This is a genomic window from Pseudoalteromonas sp. BZK2 (assembly GCF_014349195.1).
Lineage (GTDB): Bacteria > Pseudomonadota > Gammaproteobacteria > Enterobacterales > Alteromonadaceae > Pseudoalteromonas > Pseudoalteromonas simplex.
In genome coordinates this window covers 13,165-31,277 of sequence record NZ_JACSOG010000009.1, presented here as the reverse complement: position 1 = coordinate 31,277, position 18,113 = coordinate 13,165, and the positions used below count along the sequence as shown (strand labels likewise).

Here is an 18,113-nt window from a genome sequence, read left to right as displayed (position 1 = left end):
TAGCATGGCAGCGTGAATTATTGTTAGGTACTGAGAATGCGATATAACCCTTTTACTCATCATCGGTTTTTAACCAATGCCGTTATTGCTCTGTTTGTAATTGCGTTTTTGCTAAGCGCGCAAGCAGGAGAATTAAAGCCTCTTGCTGATATCGCATGGTTAGATATTTTAGGCGAGGGGGGCATTGTACTGATGACCCTGACTTGGATAGCTGCACTGCTTATTTCGAGGCCGCCCGGCAAAGTCACCAGCTTTTTAGTGCTAGGGCTTGGGCTTTTTATGTTTTCAGCTTCCCTTGATTTATTTGATGAGTGGTTACATCAACCAGCCAATACGTGGCTTACTTGGATTGAATCATTGCCTGCGCCGATAGGCATGATTTTCACAAGCCTTGGGCTGTATCAATGGCATCAAGAGCAATACGTACTGAATAGGCAACTAAAACGCCGTGAAGCACAGCATCGGGAGCATGAATTAGTGTGCTCAATAACCGGGCTTTACAAGGCTAATTACTTACAAGCAGTGCTAAAAGAGCAATTAAGTGAGCCGCAGCCATTGCAACTGGCCGCTATTGATATTCGTGGTTTTGCTGATTTTAACGCTGAATTTGGTTTTATCGAAGGCGACCGCTTACTCCGTGAAGTGAGCGAGCTTTTATTGATGAATTGTCGCCTTAGCGATGTGGTGTGCCGCTATGCAGGAGACTGCTTTATGGTGCTAATGCCAAATACCAGTGCAGCACAAGCGAAAGAGCTGGTGGCGCAAATTACTTCGGCGCTGAGCCATTGTGCATTTAAGGTCGAAGGCGAAAAACACGCTAAGTTTCAAGATGTAACAGCGGCCTTAGTAGGAAGTATGCAAGGCGATACACCACAAAGTTTAAGCTCGCGTTTACACGCTAAGTTACAACAACAAAAACAACAAAGAGTCAGCCACTGTGAAGCCGTATCTTAATCAAGATGACAAATACCTCACCGCACAGGGGCTGATCACCACGCTGGTGGAGCTGGCCTTAAGTCGCGGCATTGCACTGCATAAGCTACTCAGAGGCACTGGGGTGTTTGAGCAAGACTTAATGAGTGTGCAGCATCAGTTTAGTATTTCGCAGCAAGTACGCTTATTGACGCAGTTTAAGCAGTTGATGAAATCTGCCGACAGCGGCTTTTTATTAGGCAGTCAACTAGCAAACGATACCTCTGTTGCCGCCCAAGGCGTGTTACATGCAGCGCACATTGGCCAAGCTTTAAAGCAGTTACACAATTTGCGCATGCAACTAGCCCCTTTGTTATTTAGTTATAGTTATGTACATAACGAGCAGTATTACATTGTGCTGCAAAATGCAGTGGGCTTGGATGATGAAATAAGCCAGTATGTTATGGAAATTTACAGCGCCGCGTTTTACCAAGTTCTTAAAAAAGTGGCGGGTGAGCGAGTCCCTTGTCAGTTTGAGTTTGCCTGTAAACGCGCCAGACATAGCCAAGAATACGAGCAGCATTTAGGCCTTAAAGTCGCTTTTGAAAAGCCTATAACCCGTTGGGTATTGAATAAACACGCGCTTAGGCTTACTAACCCCGCGTTTAGTAGTTTTAGGTTCTCACAAATTAACTCGCAGCTAGCGGCATTAAATTCTGCAAATAGCACGTTTGTGGAAGCCGTAAGTCGATTAATTTATCAAAATCCGGCGTTAAATTTAGACCAAGTCGCCAGCCAATTTGCCATGAGCCCTGCAACCTTCAAGCGTAAATTAAAAGCTCATGGCGTACGTTTTTCTACCTTGTATGATGAGCAAAGTAAGCGCAAAGCGATTTACCTACTTGCCATGCGCGAGCAATGCAATGAGCAAGTTGCCATGCGCTTATCATTTTATGATATTGCTAATTTCAGACGAGCGTTTAAACGCTGGACCGGGCTTACGCCAAGTCAATTGAAAGGGTAAGAAAGCCCGCTCTTATCGCTAAGAGCGAGCGTGCAGTTAAAGGGTTTCTAAAAATGCGATAAGCGCATTTTTTTCATCTTTACTAAGTGCTAACTTATGCAGTAACTCTGTTGTTTGTGGGTAGTTTGGATCATCTTTAAATTTTTTGCTCGGTTTTGGCCTTGCTCCACCTGCATTATAAAAGTTGACTATCCCCAGCAAACTTTGAAAGCCACCATGGTGCATCCAAGGCGTACTTTGTTGTAACGCTAAAAGAGAAGGGGTTCTAAACTTGCCTATATCAGCTGGGTCTTGGGTGGCATCAAAACGTCCTAAATCTTGAAGTTTTCGACCATAAAAATGCAGCCCCGTAATATGAAATTCATTGTCGCTGAGTAAAGCACCTTCATGGCAAGTCATACACCTTGCTTTGGTTCTAAAAAGATGCAAGCCTTCAAGTTGTTGATCGTTTAAAAGTGCAACCGCTTCACTAGGACTCGTTTGCGCTTTATCGATAAAGCGTGTGAATAATGATTCTGGAATATCAAAGGTACGTTCAAAGGCAACAAGCGCAAGAGCCAATAGTTCTTTGTTTAGTGCTTCTTTGCCAAAGGCATTGAATATTGGACTTTTATAGTCCTCAGCACTGTTTACTTTGTTAAGCACAAGATCAACAGAAGTGCCCATTTCTATCGGGTTTTCAATCGGCATTAATGCCTGCTCTGTCGCAGTTTTAGCCCTGCCATCCCAAAAGAAACTTTGCCAATGGTCAACACCAATAATGGCTTGGGTATTTCGGGTGCCCACTTGGCCATCAATGCCGACAGCTAGTTTTCGCCTATCTGAGAATGCTAAACGAGACTCATGACAGCTTGCGCAGCTTACCGTGTTATCTCGTGACAAACGGGTATCGTTAAATAGCTTTTCGCCTAATGTGATGATCTCATCACTTTGATTAAACGGTTTAGCTTTTAAAGGTTTGAGCGGGGCCGCTGGCACATCTTTACTGCTAATAATCGCAGGCCACTCATGCTGTGGCTTTGCGTATAACTTGCGTAATGATTGCTCTTGTGTGAAGGCGCTCGTTGTAAAAATGCCGCAAGTTAAGAGAAATAACCATTTATTCATAGTTATAAGATACCCCTAACCAAAACATTCTACCTGGTTCAATACCTGAATTTCCTTCTGTAATAGCGTGACTTCTGGCATTAAATAAGTTGCTGATATCAAGGCGAACTTCAAGAGATTGAGATTGACTAACTTGATACTCCCAACGGCTACTTAAGGCAAACATAATGCGAGCGTCAAAGGTATGTGCTTCGTACTTTGGCACAAATATTTCAACTGCTTCACACGTAGTACACTCACTACCAATACCAATTAGTTGATCGCTACTAGACTTAATTGCAGTTGTGTAACTGCCGCTGTAGGTTGCTGTTAAACCTGTTGAAAACGTATCAGTCCAATCTGTATTCCAACCAAAGTTAGCAGTTACTGGGCGACCAAAATTCGCTTTAAGGGTATCTAACTCAGATAAGCTCATCAGCTCACCCTCATAGTAAACCAGCGACTCAATAGGGGTGTTGTCGGGTGTTGCAGTGTAGTCACTATTGCTTTCACTATTTTGGCTATAAGATGCATTGGCCCATATTGAATGGTCGCCAAATTTTGCATCCCAAGACAGCGAGTATCGCTCGCTTTCGCCAGTACCATTATTATAAATAGTAATATACTGATAACCGTCGTTTTTTAGGTTGGTTTCTTCATTTCTGGATAACTGGTCTTTTTTGTCGCGATGTACGTATTTCACTGCAAAGTTACCGAAACTCTCGGTAGCATGGCGAAGACCTAAGGCAATTTCATCATCGTAGGGGCTTTTCACATCGTCATAAATATAACGAAAGTTACCTGTGTAAGAAGAAGGAAGCCAAGCTTGTAAGTAGCCACTTTGAATAGGGCGGTACTCACGATAAGCGAACTTTTGTTGCTCTTTAATTTTATAACCGAGTAGGCCTGCATCGTAATAACGGTTCAAACCCGCAGTCAGTAGTGTATTACCATCGTTAAATACGTCATAACCCATTGAGAAGCGTGGCGCGATATTGTGATTTTTGAAAAAATCATCGTAGTCGTATCTAACACCAAAGTGAAAATCAAACTGCTTCCAAGTGATGACATCGGTTGCATACAGTGCTGCTTTATTTAAGCTTACATCGATATATTCACTGGGTGTGACAAGACGAGAGTTAAAATACTGAGCAGTTGTCGCTACGTTATTCGAGTAAGCAAGTAAGTGCTCTGGATTATTAAAATCGATACTGCCGCCTAATTGCTCGGCAAGGGTATCTAAATCAACATAAAAACTTTGTTCAACACAATCAAGAGTATAGCCACTACAGTTTAGTTGTGCGTTAGTTGATGAGTATTGAATTGGTGAGTCATACTTATAATAGTTTTGTTGGCGAGTTCGCTCATAATTTTGATGGTTGAGTTCAGCACCCACGCGAATTGCATGTTCGGTATTGCCCCACTTTTTACGCTCAAGTGTTAGGGTGTTTCGCCAATTAAAGGTGGTTTGCGTGTTATCAAGGTTGCCATAGCCGCCGTACTCTGAAACAGGAATTGAGTCGACGCTTTGATCGGCTAATTGACCCCACTCTTTGCCTTTTGCTTGAAGCCAAGTATAAAAATGCGCAGGCCCTGTGCGATTATTATCACTTTGGCTCATATTAAACTTACTGCTGAAGTGACCAAAGCGTGTTTCTTCACCTAAATTAGCCGTAAAACCAAAGCTTCCTCCTTCGACTTGGTAGTCACTATTAAGCACGTCTTTCAAGTATGAATCTGAAGTATAAGGGGCATACATAACGCTTAAATCGAGTGAATCAACCCAGCCATCGCGATAGCTGTATTTCAGTAAGGCATTGATGTTTTCTCTACTTTCGACCTTCTGTGCCGAGAGTGAAATATCCGAAATATCACTTTTTAAATAGCTCACGCTCATTAGTAAAGCATGTTGTTCATTTAACTTTTTTTGGATTGAAAAATCGATATTAGTTTTTTCATAGATTGGTGGCTCAAGGTCGTCTTTGCCCTCTGCGGTGTCATCAGGTTCATCGTTATCGATTATATGGTACTCCCCCCAATCACTGCGGTTACCACGAATACCAAAGCTCACACGAGTATCTGTAGAAAAAGGTGAAATCGTTTCGGCATCGACCACGCCACCAGAAAAGTCACCAAAGTCTGCTGGAATGTTATGGTCGTAAACAGTAATCGACTCAACAATTTGACTGTTAATGTTCATGCTCTGCACACCGCCTGATACCTCATTTTCAGAGGCCCCAATACGGCTCGCGCTGGCAGGATCAAGACGATTGTTATAATTCATGCCATCAATCATAAAGCCTGTTTGCCAAGGCTTTGCACCCGAGATACTTATTTCTGGGGCGCTAATTTCAGCAAGGTTATCAATTGAGTAGTAGTCTTCACTTAATTGCACGCCCGGCAGTAAGGCAATTAATTCATTAATATCACCATTACCTTTGGGGGTTGCTTCGATAAAGTTTCTATCTAAATAGGCACGACCTATCACCTCAGGTACTTCAATTCCGATGTATTGCCCTTTAACAGTAATGCGCTCTATCTCTTTGCATTGCTTATTGTTCTTATCGTTACATTGAGGATCTGTTGTTTGTTGCTTTACTTCATTAGCGTGTAAAGGGGCATTAAGTAAAAGCATCAAACACGCTGATAAGTAGCGCATTTGCATGGTAAAACTCCTGAAATAGTACCAATTAGATTAAAGAGAAGGCCGCTTAAGAGCTGGCAATAGTTAATTACCTTTATTAAATTAGTTGCTTCATTTATTGCGTATTTTGCATAAAGGTAAGGGTAGGTGATTGTATCAATTAAAAATGCGAATAGAAATAGATCTCAATTGTATTTTGTGGTTTTTTAACTTTTTAAGGAATATTAAATTCCTTTAATTTGGTATATTTTAATTTTTTGGGTTTTTCACATGGTGGGCGAGGCATAGCTGCCTCGCCGTATTATGAATGGGCTATTCTCCTAAAGGAGTCACATCGATACTGTCTTCAATACCATCATTGTCGGCATCGTCATCAGCAATTAAGCCCGATTCAGCAATCGCTTGCTCTGATGCGCCTGATAAGAAGAAGTTAGGTTTGCCATCGTGGTCCGTATCGATACTTGCGATCGAAGATGCAGGGAAGTCATTTTTAGTTGCTCGAATTGCAGCAAAATTCGCATAAAGCGCTAATTTATCGGCTTCACCAAGTACAGATTGATTAATTAGCTCAGTAACTGCTGCATCGTCTTCAAGTCTTGCAAATAGTGTGACTAGCATAGCAGTGTTATCTATGACTAATTTTTCAGATTGCTTCATTAATGCCTGATTTGCATCATTAGCTAAATCATGAAGTGCAGCTATAACTTCATTATAAATTGACAAATATTGAGAGTTGGACGTTTGGTATTTTTTCAAAGATGTAACAAACGAATCTTGATAATAAACTCCTGTAGTTATTGGGGCATCACTTATTGAGGCTATTGCCGCCTTTTCTACTAAATCTATGTAATCTTCAAATTCTAAAGATGTTTTGAGATTTGAGATAATAAAATATGTTTGTAGTAGTTGTTGCTTAGCTACCTCTACTTCGCCTGCTCTAACTAAGTAACCAGTGATCGCTAAGTATTCTTTAACTTTTTCACTATCATCAGAGAGTAATGCAATATGTTGATTAATTATCTCTAATGCAGCTGTTAGCTCAGAGTTATCATTAATAAAGTCGTATATATTAATTAAATTACGATAAGCCTCCAGTGCCACTTTCGTGGTGAATAGCTCTGAGTTCGGAGAGAAATAAGTCGCGAGCATAGTTTTACATCTGCTTGCATAACTTTTAGCATGATCTAAGCCACCTAAAGAGATAGCTTTTTGCACTATCCCTGCACATCCATAAGTGCCTGTAATATATCTTGCATATTTTTGCTCTGTAATGAAAGCTTCAGAAAATAAGATGTCTGCAGCATAGTCTAGAACCTGCAACGCGAGTTCGTTTTCTCCTCTAGCTTCAAGTACAAGTACAGCGCCATCTTGGTTAGATTCCCAGGTTAAAGCTTTGTAAAAGCTGGTTATATTAACTTTGCTATCTTCTGTAAAATAAGTCTTTGCGTATGATACTGCATCGTCAATTCCCTGACCTGCAATGAGGTTTTTAGCAATGTCTTGTCCCATACTGTACTCAAGTGCGTCACTTATATTTGCTTCTTTTGTCATTAATTTCAAAGCAGGGTTTTCGTCGAGAGGTATGTTGTAAAGGCCGTGAATGAGCCCTGTAAGGCCTTCTAAGGGAAATTGATATTGATGTTTGGTTGCTTCATAGTAGGGACTGGCTTGGTACACATAGTTACTATCTAAGCCTGTAATACCATATAGTGATAAAGCTAAATTAACATACTTTTTGGCAAGTTCTGTTTCGTTTAGACGCAATAAAGCTTCAGCTGCCCTTAAGACGTATAGTGCTTTGATTCGATCACTAGGTAAGCCTTTAAAGTCACCACTTTTTTCGATGAAGTAACCTGTTTGCTCAGCTAGTTCACCCATAGCAATAACGCTCTCAATTGCTTCCTGTCTTTTTTCTTCTGTTCTATCAGAGTAATAGTCTTCTCTTAATGAGTTAGATGTTTTGTAAAAAGAAGCTAAATATTTTGCGTAAGCGACTGTGTATTCATCGCTTTTTATTTCGTTTGCAAAAGTAGTGAGGGTATTGAGTAATTCCTTTGCTAAATTTGTTTGACCTGCACGATTATAGAGTTTGATGACATTCTGATAAAAATCAGGATCGTCTGAACTGATATTATTTAGCCCTTTTTCTGCAAGGTACTGATTGTAGGCTATGACAGATTTAGCACGAAACTCGGCTGCTATGTCATACTCCCCAAAGGAGTCATATTGTGAAGATGTGCTTCTGTAAGCTCTGGCTTTCTCATCTAAGCTGGTAATAGCATTAAAGTGTTGATTTGATTTTTCTTCGAAACCAGCAACAACATAACCAAGACCTAAGCTTGCATTAATTGTATTCAAATACACATCGTCATTGATATTTTCACTAATCGCTTCAGCTTGTTTTAAATGAGACTTATCTGAGCTGTAGTAGTAATTGAGCTTATCTTCGTTCGTAACATACGAAGGTTTTAATTCAATGGTTGCGCTGATAGGCGAGCTAATATTGCCATCGGTAAATTCAATAACAAAACTGTCGTTAATTTCTGACAGCGTTTCTGCGGTAAATGTAAATGCCCCCGTTTGCTCATCTAGAGTTAGGGTACCGTTAGTAGGAGGCGTTACTAAAGACACAGTTATAGTGTCACCGTCGGCATCATTAAAAGTTAATGAACCTTCAGTTGTCGTTGAGGTGGTTACCGTGATTGATTGGCTCGTAAGTGTTGGTGCATCGTTAACGTTGTTAACCGTAAAAGTAAGTTCAGCATCAGTACTTAAGCTGCCGTCAGTGGCGGTAACGGTTACTGTGTCTTGGCCTGCAAAATCTTCTTTTGGGGTATAGCTAAAACTACCATCAGCATTTAAAGCAAATATCCCGTTACTTGCTGCAGAGCCGAGGGTATAGCTAACAGCATTATCACCTGTTGCCACAACTTGACCTGTAATAGATGTATCTTCATCTAGAGTGAACGCTGAGTTGCTTGTGAACTCAGGTGCATTATTACTATCTGAACCGCCACAGCCAGTGAGTGCAAATGCAATCACAAGTGGTAAATACTTTATTCTGTTTTTCATGCTGATACCCGTATTTATTATTGAGAAAGTTAAGAAGGGCTGAGATGTTATCATTATAATGCGAATGATAATAGATCTTGATTGCGTTTGAGTGTGCTTTTTTATGCAATTGTGATTCTCTAGCTTGAAACAGTAATTTAAAAACGATGTTTTACAGCTGGGGGGTAATTGCTTGGTTTCAAAAAAATATACCTTTTCAGAGCAGTTATTTTTTGCCAGCTGCGTTAGACTGTTGTTATTGATGTAATTAACCGAGGTCTCAAATGATTGAGTATCCTGTTGACCAACTTCCCCAGTTAATTGATGACTTGCTTCAGTGTGACACCACAACACGCAAAAATAAGTTACTTGCTGATGCTAAGGAAAAGCTTTCTACTGAACATTTATCGTTATTGTTCGAAGCGTTACCTAAAGAACAGCGTTTAGAAATATGGCAATTACTTGATGAAGATACACAACATGAAATCTTCATTAACCTAGGTGGCGATAGCTGTCGCTGGTTATTGCAAAGCTTAGATGAAGCTGAAGGGTTTAAGCTACTTGACGAAGTGAGCGTAGAAGAATTACTTGAACTTGAAGAAATTATTCCTGAGCGCTTTGTTGATTATGCACGTAAACAACTTGATGAAGTTCAAACAAAACAGTACGACCTTGCACAGCAATATAATCCAGAGCAGTTAGGTCACTGGCTCGATTTTGATGCGCTAAAAGTGTCAGAAAAACTCACAGTGGCAGGCGCGCGTAAAATTTTTCAAAAAGGTTTACCGCAATATACCGAGGTGATTTATTTAGTCAGTCGTAAGGGCACTCTCATTGGTGAAGTGGCTATCAATGCTTTGTTTAAAGCCAATGATAACGACAGCCTACTGGATTACGCGAACCTTGATGTATCGGCTTTACATGCTGATGACGACTTATACGAAGCTGCTGAAGTGGTTATTCACAGTGAGCAAATGGCGATGCCTGTTGTGAATGCCGATAACAAATTATTAGGCCGATTGTCAGTGTCATCTGCTTATGAATTGCGTCAAGAAGTGACCGACGAAGCCGCTGCAAAAGCCGGTGGTCTTCGTGAAGACGAGGATCTGTTCTCAAGTGTCACTAAGTCGGCAAAAAACCGCGGTATTTGGCTTGGTATAAACCTAGCAACGGCATTTCTTGCATCTTGGTTTATTGGTTTGTTTGGCGCAACCATAGAGCAAGTGGTTGCGCTGGCGGTACTGATGCCGGTTGTCGCTTCTATGGGCGGTATTGCAGGTAGTCAAACGTTAACGGTTATTGTGCGAGGTTTAGCACTTGGTCAGGTTACCGACTCCAACCGCAAAGCACTGTTAAAGAAAGAGCTAAGAGTAGGGGCATTAAACGGCTGTGTTTGGGCCTTTGTGATTGGTGTACTCACTTATTTTTGGTTCAACGATGGTATGTTAAGTTTAACAATCACTATCGCTATTTTACTTAACTTAGTTGCCGCGTCGTTATCAGGGGTGGTGATCCCATCGATTTTAGATAAGCTTAAAATTGATCCAGCCCTTTCAGGTTCTGTGATCCTGACCACAGTCACCGACATCGTCGGTTTTGTTACCTTCCTAGGTTTAGGTAGTTTACTCCTTCTTTAAGGGATTGGATGCTGGCTAAAGTAGTGTTTAGCCAGCTCAATAAATGATTTCACCCGATTTGACAGCGCATACCTATGCGGATAAACCGCAGCAATCGTTAGTGGATTTAGGGTGTGTTGTGCTAACACTTCGACTAATTCGCCTGATTTTAAAAACGGGGCGACTGAATAACGAGGGGCTTGAATGATCCCATCACCCGCTGCCGCTGCTTCATTTAAAAATCGGCCATTATTAGAAGTCATTGCCCAGTTAAACTTGCGGCAAACATGCTGACCATCTAGCAAAAAAATCCATTGGTCATGACGAATATGATGACTGAAAAACAGTAATCTATGCTCCGATAAGGCTGCTATATCTATTGGCGTGCCATGCTTTTTTAAGTAGGTAGGACTTGCCCACAAAGATAATGATGAATGGCAAACTGTCTGCGCTATATGGTTGGCATCAGGTAATGAAGGAGCAACTCTAAATGCTAGATCAATTTGGCTATCAAATAAATCAACGGGCGTATTAGACAATACAATATCTAATTTAACATCGGGAAAAGCATGCTGATATTGGCTGATCAAAGGTGTTAAATATTGGCAACCAAATTCAATACTGGCTGATATAGCCAGCTTGCCGCTAGGCGCTTGACTAAGCCCGCTTATCTCTTCATCAACTTCATTAAATTTATTCAGTAAAGGCTTCATTTGCAGAACATAGTTTTGCCCTGCATCAGTTAAGCAAACTTTACGGGTGTTTCGCTTTAGCAGCAAGCAGCCTAAGTTTTGCTCTAACTGTTTAACATGGCGGCTTACCATGGTGGTAGACAGCTGCATCTGCTTAGCAGCCCGCGTAAAGCTTTGATATTCAGCGACTAAGCATAAGGCTCTAACGGCTTCTAGTTTGTTCATTGTTATTATTTTTAAACTATAAGTTCATACACTATAAACTTTTGTGAGATGTAAAACCAAGTAATTCAGGTGTAAGTTGGGAGTTAAAACAAGAATAAGAGGTGATTATGAAATCGGGCATCAACACATTACTTGCCAGCATTGCATTGGGTTTATCGTCGTCGGTGATGGCTCAAACCATTGCATTACAAAATGTGAACCTAATCGACGTGGAAGCCTTGTCGGTTAATAAAGCACAAACCATCATCATAGAAGATGACAAAATCAAACAAATTGTTCCTGTGAGATCTCGTCGCTTTGCCGATGATGTCATTAAAATCGATTTAGCAGGTATGTATGTAATACCCGGTTTAATCGATACTCATGTGCACCATGCTACTTCGCCTGATGATTCTGATAACGATGAAATCACGCGCACTCGCTTGCGTCAGCTTTTACAGGGGGGTGTAACAAGTGTGCGCGATATGGGCGGTGATACCCGTGCTTTGAGCTCACTTAAAAGACGAGCCGATAACGATATTATTCAATCACCGGATATTTACTATTCTGTGATTATTGGTGGTAAAGCGTTCTTTTCTGACCCTCGCACAGTCGCCTCTGCAAAAGGTGAAATCCCCGGTGCTGTGGACTGGATGCGTGCCGTTGATGAACACAGTGACTTTGATGCCATTATGCTGCGTAGCAAAGGGCTGGGGGCAACCGGCATCAAAATTTATGCAAATGTGCCAGGATCTGTGGTCGCAAAGTTATCTCAAGCTGCTAAAAATAATGACCTCAAGGTGTGGTCGCATGCTTTTATTGGCCCAGCAACACCGCTTGAAGCGGTTAATGGTGGGGTTGAAACAATTTCACATGCTGCCGATTTTGCTGCGCAAGTAATTGAAAATTTCTATGATATGCGCCGTAAAAATGTCGCCTTAACAGAGCAGCAAAAAAGCGATGCAAAGCAACTAGATGCTTATCAAACACTTATAAAAGAGATGAAAAATAAGGGCGCAATTCTAGATTCAACCTTAACGGTGTTTGATAAAACCAAAGCCTCTCGTGGTGAAAAAGGGTTATTGCTCAATAAGTGGGGCGGGTTGTTTACGCAATTGGCTCATCAAGCCGGTGTAACTATTGCAGCAGGTACCGATGTGACCAGTGATAGATTTAATACTGTAACGCCTATGGTGCACCATGAAATGCAGTTATTAGTTGAACGGGCAGGTTTAACACCTTTAGAAGCTCTACAGGCTGCAACCATTAATGGTGCAAAAGTGATAGGCATTGAAAAGCAAACAGGTTCAATAAAGGCAGGGAAAACGGCGAATCTTGTGGTACTTAACAGTGATCCAAGTATTGAAATCACCAATAGCCAAAACATTGTTCATGTAATTAAAAATGGCCAATTTATCCACTTGGGTGATAATGAAAAATTACCGTTCGTGATGGCGCGTGAAGCGGCTGGGTTATTATTTTTATCGGGGCAATTAGGCAACTTGCCAACCACCATGGCGTTGGCTGGCAATGGCATCAGCACCCAAATGACGCAGGCAATGAAAAACATTGGCTTTGTTTTGCAAGATCACAATTTAGATTTTAACGATGTTGTTAAATGCACCCTTATGTTGGCAGATATAAAAGACTGGCCTTTAGCCAATAAAGCTTACACGCCATTTTTTACTAAGTTACCCGCCAGAAGTGCTTTTGCAGCCAGCGGCTTGGCACTTGGCGCAAAGGTTGAAGTGGAGTGTATCGCTGCGTTGTAGTGATGCACAGGAAAACTATATACTCTAAACCTAACTTTATATATCTGATTGTAGTTAGATAAAAGGAATATAGAGTTAGGTAAAGAGGCTTTACTAATTAAAGATCATTGTCCGAAAAATGGACATTAATGACTGCCACAGCGTATTCGGTAGTGTCTAACAATTATTCAGGTTATTTCGCCGCTATTGGTGAAAGTTATCAATTTGATAAACAACAAAGTTTCAAGCCATTTGCTGTAACAGAAGACCGTGACTACGACTCAGTTCAAACTTAGTGCTGGGTTACAATTATTAATTTAGTTAAAAAATACTGTTATAAAGCATTAAACTTTGTTAGCTTTCTGAAGGTGTTATCACTGAGATAATTGTGGATGAAGAAAAAGTTAGCCATGTTATTGCTGGGGTTATCTAGTTTTAATGCCTCAGCCTCTGAAAACTTTAGTGATCATGAGATGTTTTGTGAGCGGCAATCGCAAATTAGTTGTCTAGATTACATTAATCAGCAGCTTGCCAGCAGCGAGATTGACTCTGCGCGTTGGTATGAGATTAAATCGTATCAGTTAGATTACTTCTACGACAAAATGGAATTTCAAGCTTTAAAGGAAAGCGCTGAGCCTTTTATTACAAGTGAAGAATTGCCAGTCGTCTTTCAAGTACAAGTTTACTTTTATTACGCAAAATCAACACACTATTTAGGTGACTCAGAAACTGGTCATAAATATGCGACGAAAGCGTTTGAAAAGCTACAAGCTATTTTTGATTCGTTTGGTAATCCGATGCGTATGGTCGAGCTGGCCAATTTGCAATTTGTGTTTGGTAATAAAGAAACAGCGTTGCAAATTCTTGATAGGGCAGAGCGCCGTTTTGGCAAAAGCAAAGACCCCATTTTTCATTTTGAATTAGCGTCGAATAAAGCGAATGTTTTTCATTCATTAGGGGATATAGATGGTGCACTTGTAAACCGACAAATTGCAGCTGATTGGATTTTAAAAACTAATCATAATCGTAAGATTTCTGTAGCATTAGGTAACTTAGCCCGTACTCATCAACTTCTTGCTGATTATGTGAAAGCTGATCATGTTTATGTGCAGTCACTCAAATTCATGGACACGGACTCAGATCGCAACGCAGTTGCTATTTATAAATTACGCCTTGCTGAAATCAATTGGCAAGCTGGCAAGCCAGCACAGGCTTTAAAGTGGTTTAAACAAGTGCATAAAGAAGACATTCGTCAATCACATGCGAAACTTTATGCACATCTTAGTAATGTGCTTTAGATAGTGTAAAAACACCCAGATTTTTCATCTTCACCTGGCGCTAAAATTTGTAGATGGGTTGAATCGCCGTGCTCCATCAAAGGTTTCATAGTTTTATCAAACTGCTTAGCGGCATGTTCAATTAACTTTGCTTGCTGCTCTAGCGCTTTAAAATCGGCATCATGAGCAGCTATCAGTTTATTGAGCTCTGTAGCCAACTTATCTTGCTCTTTTAATAAGCTTTTATTAATTCGCAGGTGATTCTCGTCTTCAATAACAGCTTTTTCGGCGATCGCTTTTATTTGCTCAGAGTACTCAGTCACTTGTTGTTCTATGTTGCTAATTGGTTGCTCTAGCGCTTCTAGTTTTACTTGCTCATGTTTAAGCTCAAGGTATGCAGCAATCTGTTCGTTATTGAGGGTAATTTCGCTCACCTTTTTACAGTCTTTAAAAGTGATAACGCGATAATCACCTTGGTCGTTCGCTGTACTGGCACTAGAGAGGCCGATACAAGCGGTAGTGGCAGCAATTAAGAGTGCGCTTGCGCTGATGCGTACTAAATTCATAATGATATCCTACAGGGTTATGTTATTTAGTTAGTCGTCGCAAGTATGAAAAAGGTTGTTTAAGTTTTAAATTTATATCCCACACCATAAATTGACTCAATGTAATGACTATTAGGGTCGGCTTGTGTCAGCTTTTTACGCAAGTTTTTAATGTGTGAATCAATACTACGCTCGTAGCTTTCAAAGTACTTCCCTTGGGTCATGGTTAGTAAATCTTGGCGTGAAAAAACCTTATTGGGTGAGGCAATTAATATTTTTAATAAGCTAAATTCATTAATTGTTAGTTTTAGCTCTGCATTATTTACCAGTACTTTGTATTCGCTCGGATCAACAATAATATTGCCCGCTTTGAGCGTATTTGGTGCGGTAGTTGGCATACGGCGGCGCTTTAAAATAGCCTTTACACGTGCCATTAACTCTTTTGGTTTAAATGGTTTAGTAACATAGTCATCGGCACCGACATCAAAACCAATTAAGTGGTCAATTTCTTCAACCCGTGCCGTAAGCATAATAATAGGCACATCACTGTATTGTCTTATCTTGCTACACAGCTCGATGCCGTTAGTGCCTGGCAACATGATATCGAGAATAATGAGGTCAGGGTTTAGCTCATTAACAGCATCAAGTGCGCAGGTGCCATCGTGAATTAAGCTTGTTTTAAACCCTTCCAGATATAAATACTTTTCTATTAGTTCGGCAATTTTAACTTCGTCTTCAATAACGAGAATATGCTGTTTTGCTATGGTTTCTGACATATTATTACGCCTCTGCAAGCGGGAGTTTTAACGTTATACACAGACCGCCTAACCGGCTTTTAGTTGCATTTATTTTTCCTTGGTGGGCTTCAACAATTGTTTGGCAAATCGCCAAACCTAGGCCAAAACCGCCGGTTTTTCTGTTGCGAGAGCTATCGGTGCGATATAAACGATCAAACAGTTTTTCAAGGGCTTCATCGGGGACACCGGGGCCAGAATCTTCTATCGACAAAAATACATGATGCTTAGACACGGTTAAATCTAACCAGACTTTTTGCTGTTCATCGGTATAGCGTAAATTATTTTCTAAAATGTTTTGTAGTACTTGTGTAATACGATTCTGATCAGCCAAAATTATTACGGGTTGCTCAGATAAGGTTGCATTGAGGGTGATGTTTTTTGATTGAAATTTAAAGGCATATTTATGCGCTTGTAAAGTTACTAAGGTATTAAAATCAATCTCTTCCATCTGGTAGTTGAAGCTGTATTTGTCAAGTGTGCTGACTTTATGTAAGTCGTTCACAAGTCGACTTAACAGCGCCACTTCTTCTTGTAGTGAACTTATCGCTTTTTGGTTGGGTTCGATAATGCCATCGTTAATTGCTTCAAGTTCGCCCTCTAAAATAGTTAAAGGCGTACGCAGTTCATGAGAAATATCCATAATCCATTGACTTTGCTGCGATTCAAAACGCCTAAGCTCTGTGGCAATACGGTTGAAATCTTCCGCTAAGGTGGCGAATTCATCGCTACTATTTACTGTAATTTTGGTCTCAAACTCGCGCTCAGCAAGGGCTTTTGCACCTTCTTTTAGTTGTGAAATAGGATTAGTAAAATGACGTGCGAGTAAGTAACTAAACAATAAAGCAATTAATAAACCAATCCCCGCTGTCCACAAACTGATATTAATTTGTGTATTAAGGTAATGCTGAGTAAGCGCGCTGACATGGTTACCGTTAGCATGCAACTGCAGCACTGCAACAACGGCACCATTGTGAGTGATTTCTTGCTCGTTCACGACCTCAGTATCGGTATTGCCTGCAATCAATATTTTGCCTTTTGCATCAAGCAAGCTGAGGCGTTTTTCAAAAGGCATAAAGTCATCAGCCATCGGTTTATTGCGAGGTGGTGGCATTCCCTCATTTTGCATGTGCTTTTGAGGGGGGCCTTCTAGTGAAAAAGGTCTGGGCTCTCTTGGTTTTGGTCTGTTCGGCGAAAACAATAAACGGCTTGAGTGAAAATTGCGGTTAATTAGCTCATACCACAGAGCTTTAGAGTCGATAAACATACCAATCGAACCCGTTTGCTGGTACTGCTGGCTAATTTCAGTGGCTATAAGGTTAAATGCTTCGTTGTCTATATCCTCAAATACACTATTGAGCATACGCTTATTAGTTATTGCATTAAGACCAAACATGGTCAGTACCAGCAGCAACGTAATAATAAGATTCGTAATTAAGAGTTTGTGAATTAACTTCATAGGTATAATAGTAAAATGTAATAGCCAAAATTGAATATACTATAAATGTCTATTTTTTGGCATGTGCATCCTAATCACTCTATAAAAGCACCACTTTTTCTACACAAAGTCTCTACATTTGTTCTTTATACTCGACGCTAATTATTCAAGTTAACGAAGGGGCACAAGGTGACTTTAAAACCTGAACTTTATACTCGTAGAAAAATGCTAAAAACATTAGGGGTTTCTCTTGCTACTGTGCCTATGTTGGCATTTTTAGGCTGTAACTCAGACACAATATCGTCAACGGACACAACCTCAGACACCGACTCATCAACGGGCACAGGCACCAGCACTGATACAGGCGATACAACAACCACGAACGACAGTGAATATGTATCGGGCACAACAGCGCTTATTACTGATGACTTTCCGGATGACAGTATTTTTGAAACATCCACCGCATGTGTGTTAGCACTTACTAAAGCAACAACAGAAGGCCCCTGTTACTTCCAAGCTGATGCAGACGAAGATATTTCGGATGGCTTAACTGGTTTGCCTATGATGCTTTGTTTACAGTTAATTGATAGTGACTGTAACCCATTAGCAAATTACGAAATATCGGTTTGGCACTGTGATACCCGCGGTATTTACTCGGGTGATACAAGTAGTAGTTCTGATAGCTCACGTTTTGCGGGTGATTTCTGTACTGATGGCGATACCGAAGCAGAGGCAAGCACCTGGTACCGAGGTTCATTGATCACAGATAGTAGTGGTCGTGTGAACTTTAAAACGCATTTTCCAGGTTGGTATTCGGGGCGAACTATTCATATTCATTTTAAAGTGTCGAACAACAATAACGACTATGTAATTAGTCAGTTTTGTTTTACAGATGCGTTCGCTAAAGAAATTTGTACTACTCACAGCGAGTACAAATCACGAGGTGAACAAGATACAACCCTTGCTAGCAACGATAATGTGTTTGGTAGTGATTATGAGCAGTTTATTTTAAATACAGCACAAAATAGCGATGGCACTTTATTGGCCTACCACACTATTCAGATTAATTAAGCAACCCA

Annotated in this window: 14 protein-coding genes; 7 read left to right on the top strand and 7 right to left on the bottom strand. The window is 40.6% G+C overall.

Translation table 11 applies throughout. The features are described 5' to 3' along the window. Positions 1 to 36: 36 nt before the first annotated feature. A complete protein-coding gene (locus BIZ38_RS06970; RefSeq protein ID WP_187489936.1) occupies positions 37 to 954 on the top strand; it encodes a GGDEF domain-containing protein in 918 nt (305 codons plus the stop codon). Further along, positions 938 to 1,936, top strand: a complete 999-nt coding sequence (locus BIZ38_RS06965; RefSeq protein ID WP_187489935.1) for an AraC family transcriptional regulator — start codon at positions 938 to 940, stop codon at positions 1,934 to 1,936. Before BIZ38_RS06970 ends, BIZ38_RS06965 begins: the two co-directional genes overlap by 17 nt. Before the next feature lie 36 nt (positions 1,937 to 1,972). Here the strand turns inward: BIZ38_RS06965 and BIZ38_RS06960 are convergent, their stop codons facing one another. From BIZ38_RS06960 to BIZ38_RS06950, 3 genes are all read right to left on the bottom strand, one after another. Next, positions 1,973 to 3,043, bottom strand: coding sequence for a cytochrome-c peroxidase (locus tag BIZ38_RS06960; protein ID WP_054551832.1), 1,071 nt, complete (start codon positions 3,041 to 3,043; stop codon positions 1,973 to 1,975). Further along, positions 3,036 to 5,687 (bottom strand): TonB-dependent receptor plug domain-containing protein, encoded by a 2,652-nt coding sequence (locus BIZ38_RS06955; RefSeq protein ID WP_187489934.1) that lies wholly within the window; start codon positions 5,685 to 5,687, stop codon positions 3,036 to 3,038. Before BIZ38_RS06955 ends, BIZ38_RS06960 begins: the two co-directional genes overlap by 8 nt. A 291-nt stretch (positions 5,688 to 5,978) precedes the next feature. Beyond that, positions 5,979 to 8,738, bottom strand: coding sequence for a cadherin-like domain-containing protein (locus tag BIZ38_RS06950; protein ID WP_187489933.1), 2,760 nt, complete (start codon positions 8,736 to 8,738; stop codon positions 5,979 to 5,981). A 263-nt stretch (positions 8,739 to 9,001) separates the two neighbouring features. Here BIZ38_RS06950 and BIZ38_RS06945 point away from each other — a divergent pair, with 263 nt between their 5' ends. Beyond that, entirely contained in the window at positions 9,002 to 10,354 is a 1,353-nt protein-coding gene (locus BIZ38_RS06945) for a magnesium transporter (protein ID WP_054551829.1), read from the top strand. On the opposite strand, the gene BIZ38_RS06940 is transcribed toward BIZ38_RS06945, so the two are convergent. Beyond that, entirely contained in the window at positions 10,351 to 11,250 is a 900-nt protein-coding gene (locus tag BIZ38_RS06940) for a LysR family transcriptional regulator (RefSeq protein WP_187489932.1), read from the bottom strand. The two genes, BIZ38_RS06945 and BIZ38_RS06940, sit on opposite strands and share 4 nt — an antisense overlap. A 107-nt stretch (positions 11,251 to 11,357) precedes the next feature. Here BIZ38_RS06940 and BIZ38_RS06935 point away from each other — a divergent pair, with 107 nt between their 5' ends. The 3 genes from BIZ38_RS06935 to BIZ38_RS06925 all read left to right on the top strand — a co-directional run bounded on the left by BIZ38_RS06935 (position 11,358) and on the right by BIZ38_RS06925 (position 14,278). After that, positions 11,358 to 13,001 (top strand): amidohydrolase family protein, encoded by a 1,644-nt coding sequence (locus BIZ38_RS06935; protein WP_187489931.1) that lies wholly within the window; start codon positions 11,358 to 11,360, stop codon positions 12,999 to 13,001. A 128-nt stretch (positions 13,002 to 13,129) separates the two neighbouring features. Next, the gene (locus BIZ38_RS06930) at positions 13,130 to 13,276 is read left to right on the top strand and encodes a hypothetical protein (protein ID WP_187489930.1); all 147 of its coding nucleotides are present in this window, start codon (positions 13,130 to 13,132) and stop codon (positions 13,274 to 13,276) included. Between the two features lie 96 nt (positions 13,277 to 13,372). After that, positions 13,373 to 14,278, top strand: a complete 906-nt coding sequence (locus tag BIZ38_RS06925; RefSeq protein ID WP_187489929.1) for a tetratricopeptide repeat protein — start codon at positions 13,373 to 13,375, stop codon at positions 14,276 to 14,278. Here BIZ38_RS06925 and BIZ38_RS06920 read toward each other — a convergent pair. From BIZ38_RS06920 to BIZ38_RS06910, 3 genes are read right to left on the bottom strand one after another with little or no spacing between them, the layout of a single operon-like run. Then, a complete protein-coding gene (locus BIZ38_RS06920; protein ID WP_187489928.1) occupies positions 14,275 to 14,823 on the bottom strand; it encodes a hypothetical protein in 549 nt (182 codons plus the stop codon). The genes BIZ38_RS06925 and BIZ38_RS06920 overlap by 4 nt on opposite strands. Positions 14,824 to 14,882: 59 nt before the next feature. Beyond that, positions 14,883 to 15,578, bottom strand: a complete 696-nt coding sequence (locus BIZ38_RS06915; protein ID WP_200909086.1) for a response regulator transcription factor — start codon at positions 15,576 to 15,578, stop codon at positions 14,883 to 14,885. 4 nt (positions 15,579 to 15,582) lie between these two features. Continuing rightward, positions 15,583 to 16,992, bottom strand: coding sequence for an ATP-binding protein (locus BIZ38_RS06910; protein WP_187489927.1), 1,410 nt, complete (start codon positions 16,990 to 16,992; stop codon positions 15,583 to 15,585). Positions 16,993 to 17,223: 231 nt separating this feature from the next. Here BIZ38_RS06910 and BIZ38_RS06905 point away from each other — a divergent pair, with 231 nt between their 5' ends. Continuing rightward, positions 17,224 to 18,105, top strand: a complete 882-nt coding sequence (locus BIZ38_RS06905; protein WP_316247574.1) for an intradiol ring-cleavage dioxygenase — start codon at positions 17,224 to 17,226, stop codon at positions 18,103 to 18,105. Positions 18,106 to 18,113: the final 8 nt, after the last annotated feature.

Bases quoted from the DNA above. Each gene is read 5' to 3' on its own strand.
- BIZ38_RS06970 (WP_187489936.1), top strand. From the start codon at position 37: ATGCGATATAACCCTTTTACTCATCATCGGTTTTTAACCAATGCCGTT.
- BIZ38_RS06960 (WP_054551832.1), bottom strand. From the start codon at position 3,043: ATGAATAAATGGTTATTTCTCTTAACTTGCGGCATTTTTACAACGAGC.
- BIZ38_RS06955 (WP_187489934.1), bottom strand. From the start codon at position 5,687: ATGCAAATGCGCTACTTATCAGCGTGTTTGATGCTTTTACTTAATGCC.
- BIZ38_RS06950 (WP_187489933.1), bottom strand. From the start codon at position 8,738: ATGAAAAACAGAATAAAGTATTTACCACTTGTGATTGCATTTGCACTC.
- BIZ38_RS06945 (WP_054551829.1), top strand. From the start codon at position 9,002: ATGATTGAGTATCCTGTTGACCAACTTCCCCAGTTAATTGATGACTTG.
- BIZ38_RS06940 (WP_187489932.1), bottom strand. From the start codon at position 11,250: ATGAACAAACTAGAAGCCGTTAGAGCCTTATGCTTAGTCGCTGAATAT.
- BIZ38_RS06935 (WP_187489931.1), top strand. From the start codon at position 11,358: ATGAAATCGGGCATCAACACATTACTTGCCAGCATTGCATTGGGTTTA.
- BIZ38_RS06930 (WP_187489930.1), top strand. From the start codon at position 13,130: ATGACTGCCACAGCGTATTCGGTAGTGTCTAACAATTATTCAGGTTAT.
- BIZ38_RS06925 (WP_187489929.1), top strand. From the start codon at position 13,373: ATGAAGAAAAAGTTAGCCATGTTATTGCTGGGGTTATCTAGTTTTAAT.
- BIZ38_RS06920 (WP_187489928.1), bottom strand. From the start codon at position 14,823: ATGAATTTAGTACGCATCAGCGCAAGCGCACTCTTAATTGCTGCCACT.
- BIZ38_RS06915 (WP_200909086.1), bottom strand. From the start codon at position 15,578: ATGTCAGAAACCATAGCAAAACAGCATATTCTCGTTATTGAAGACGAA.
- BIZ38_RS06910 (WP_187489927.1), bottom strand. From the start codon at position 16,992: ATGTTTGGTCTTAATGCAATAACTAATAAGCGTATGCTCAATAGTGTA.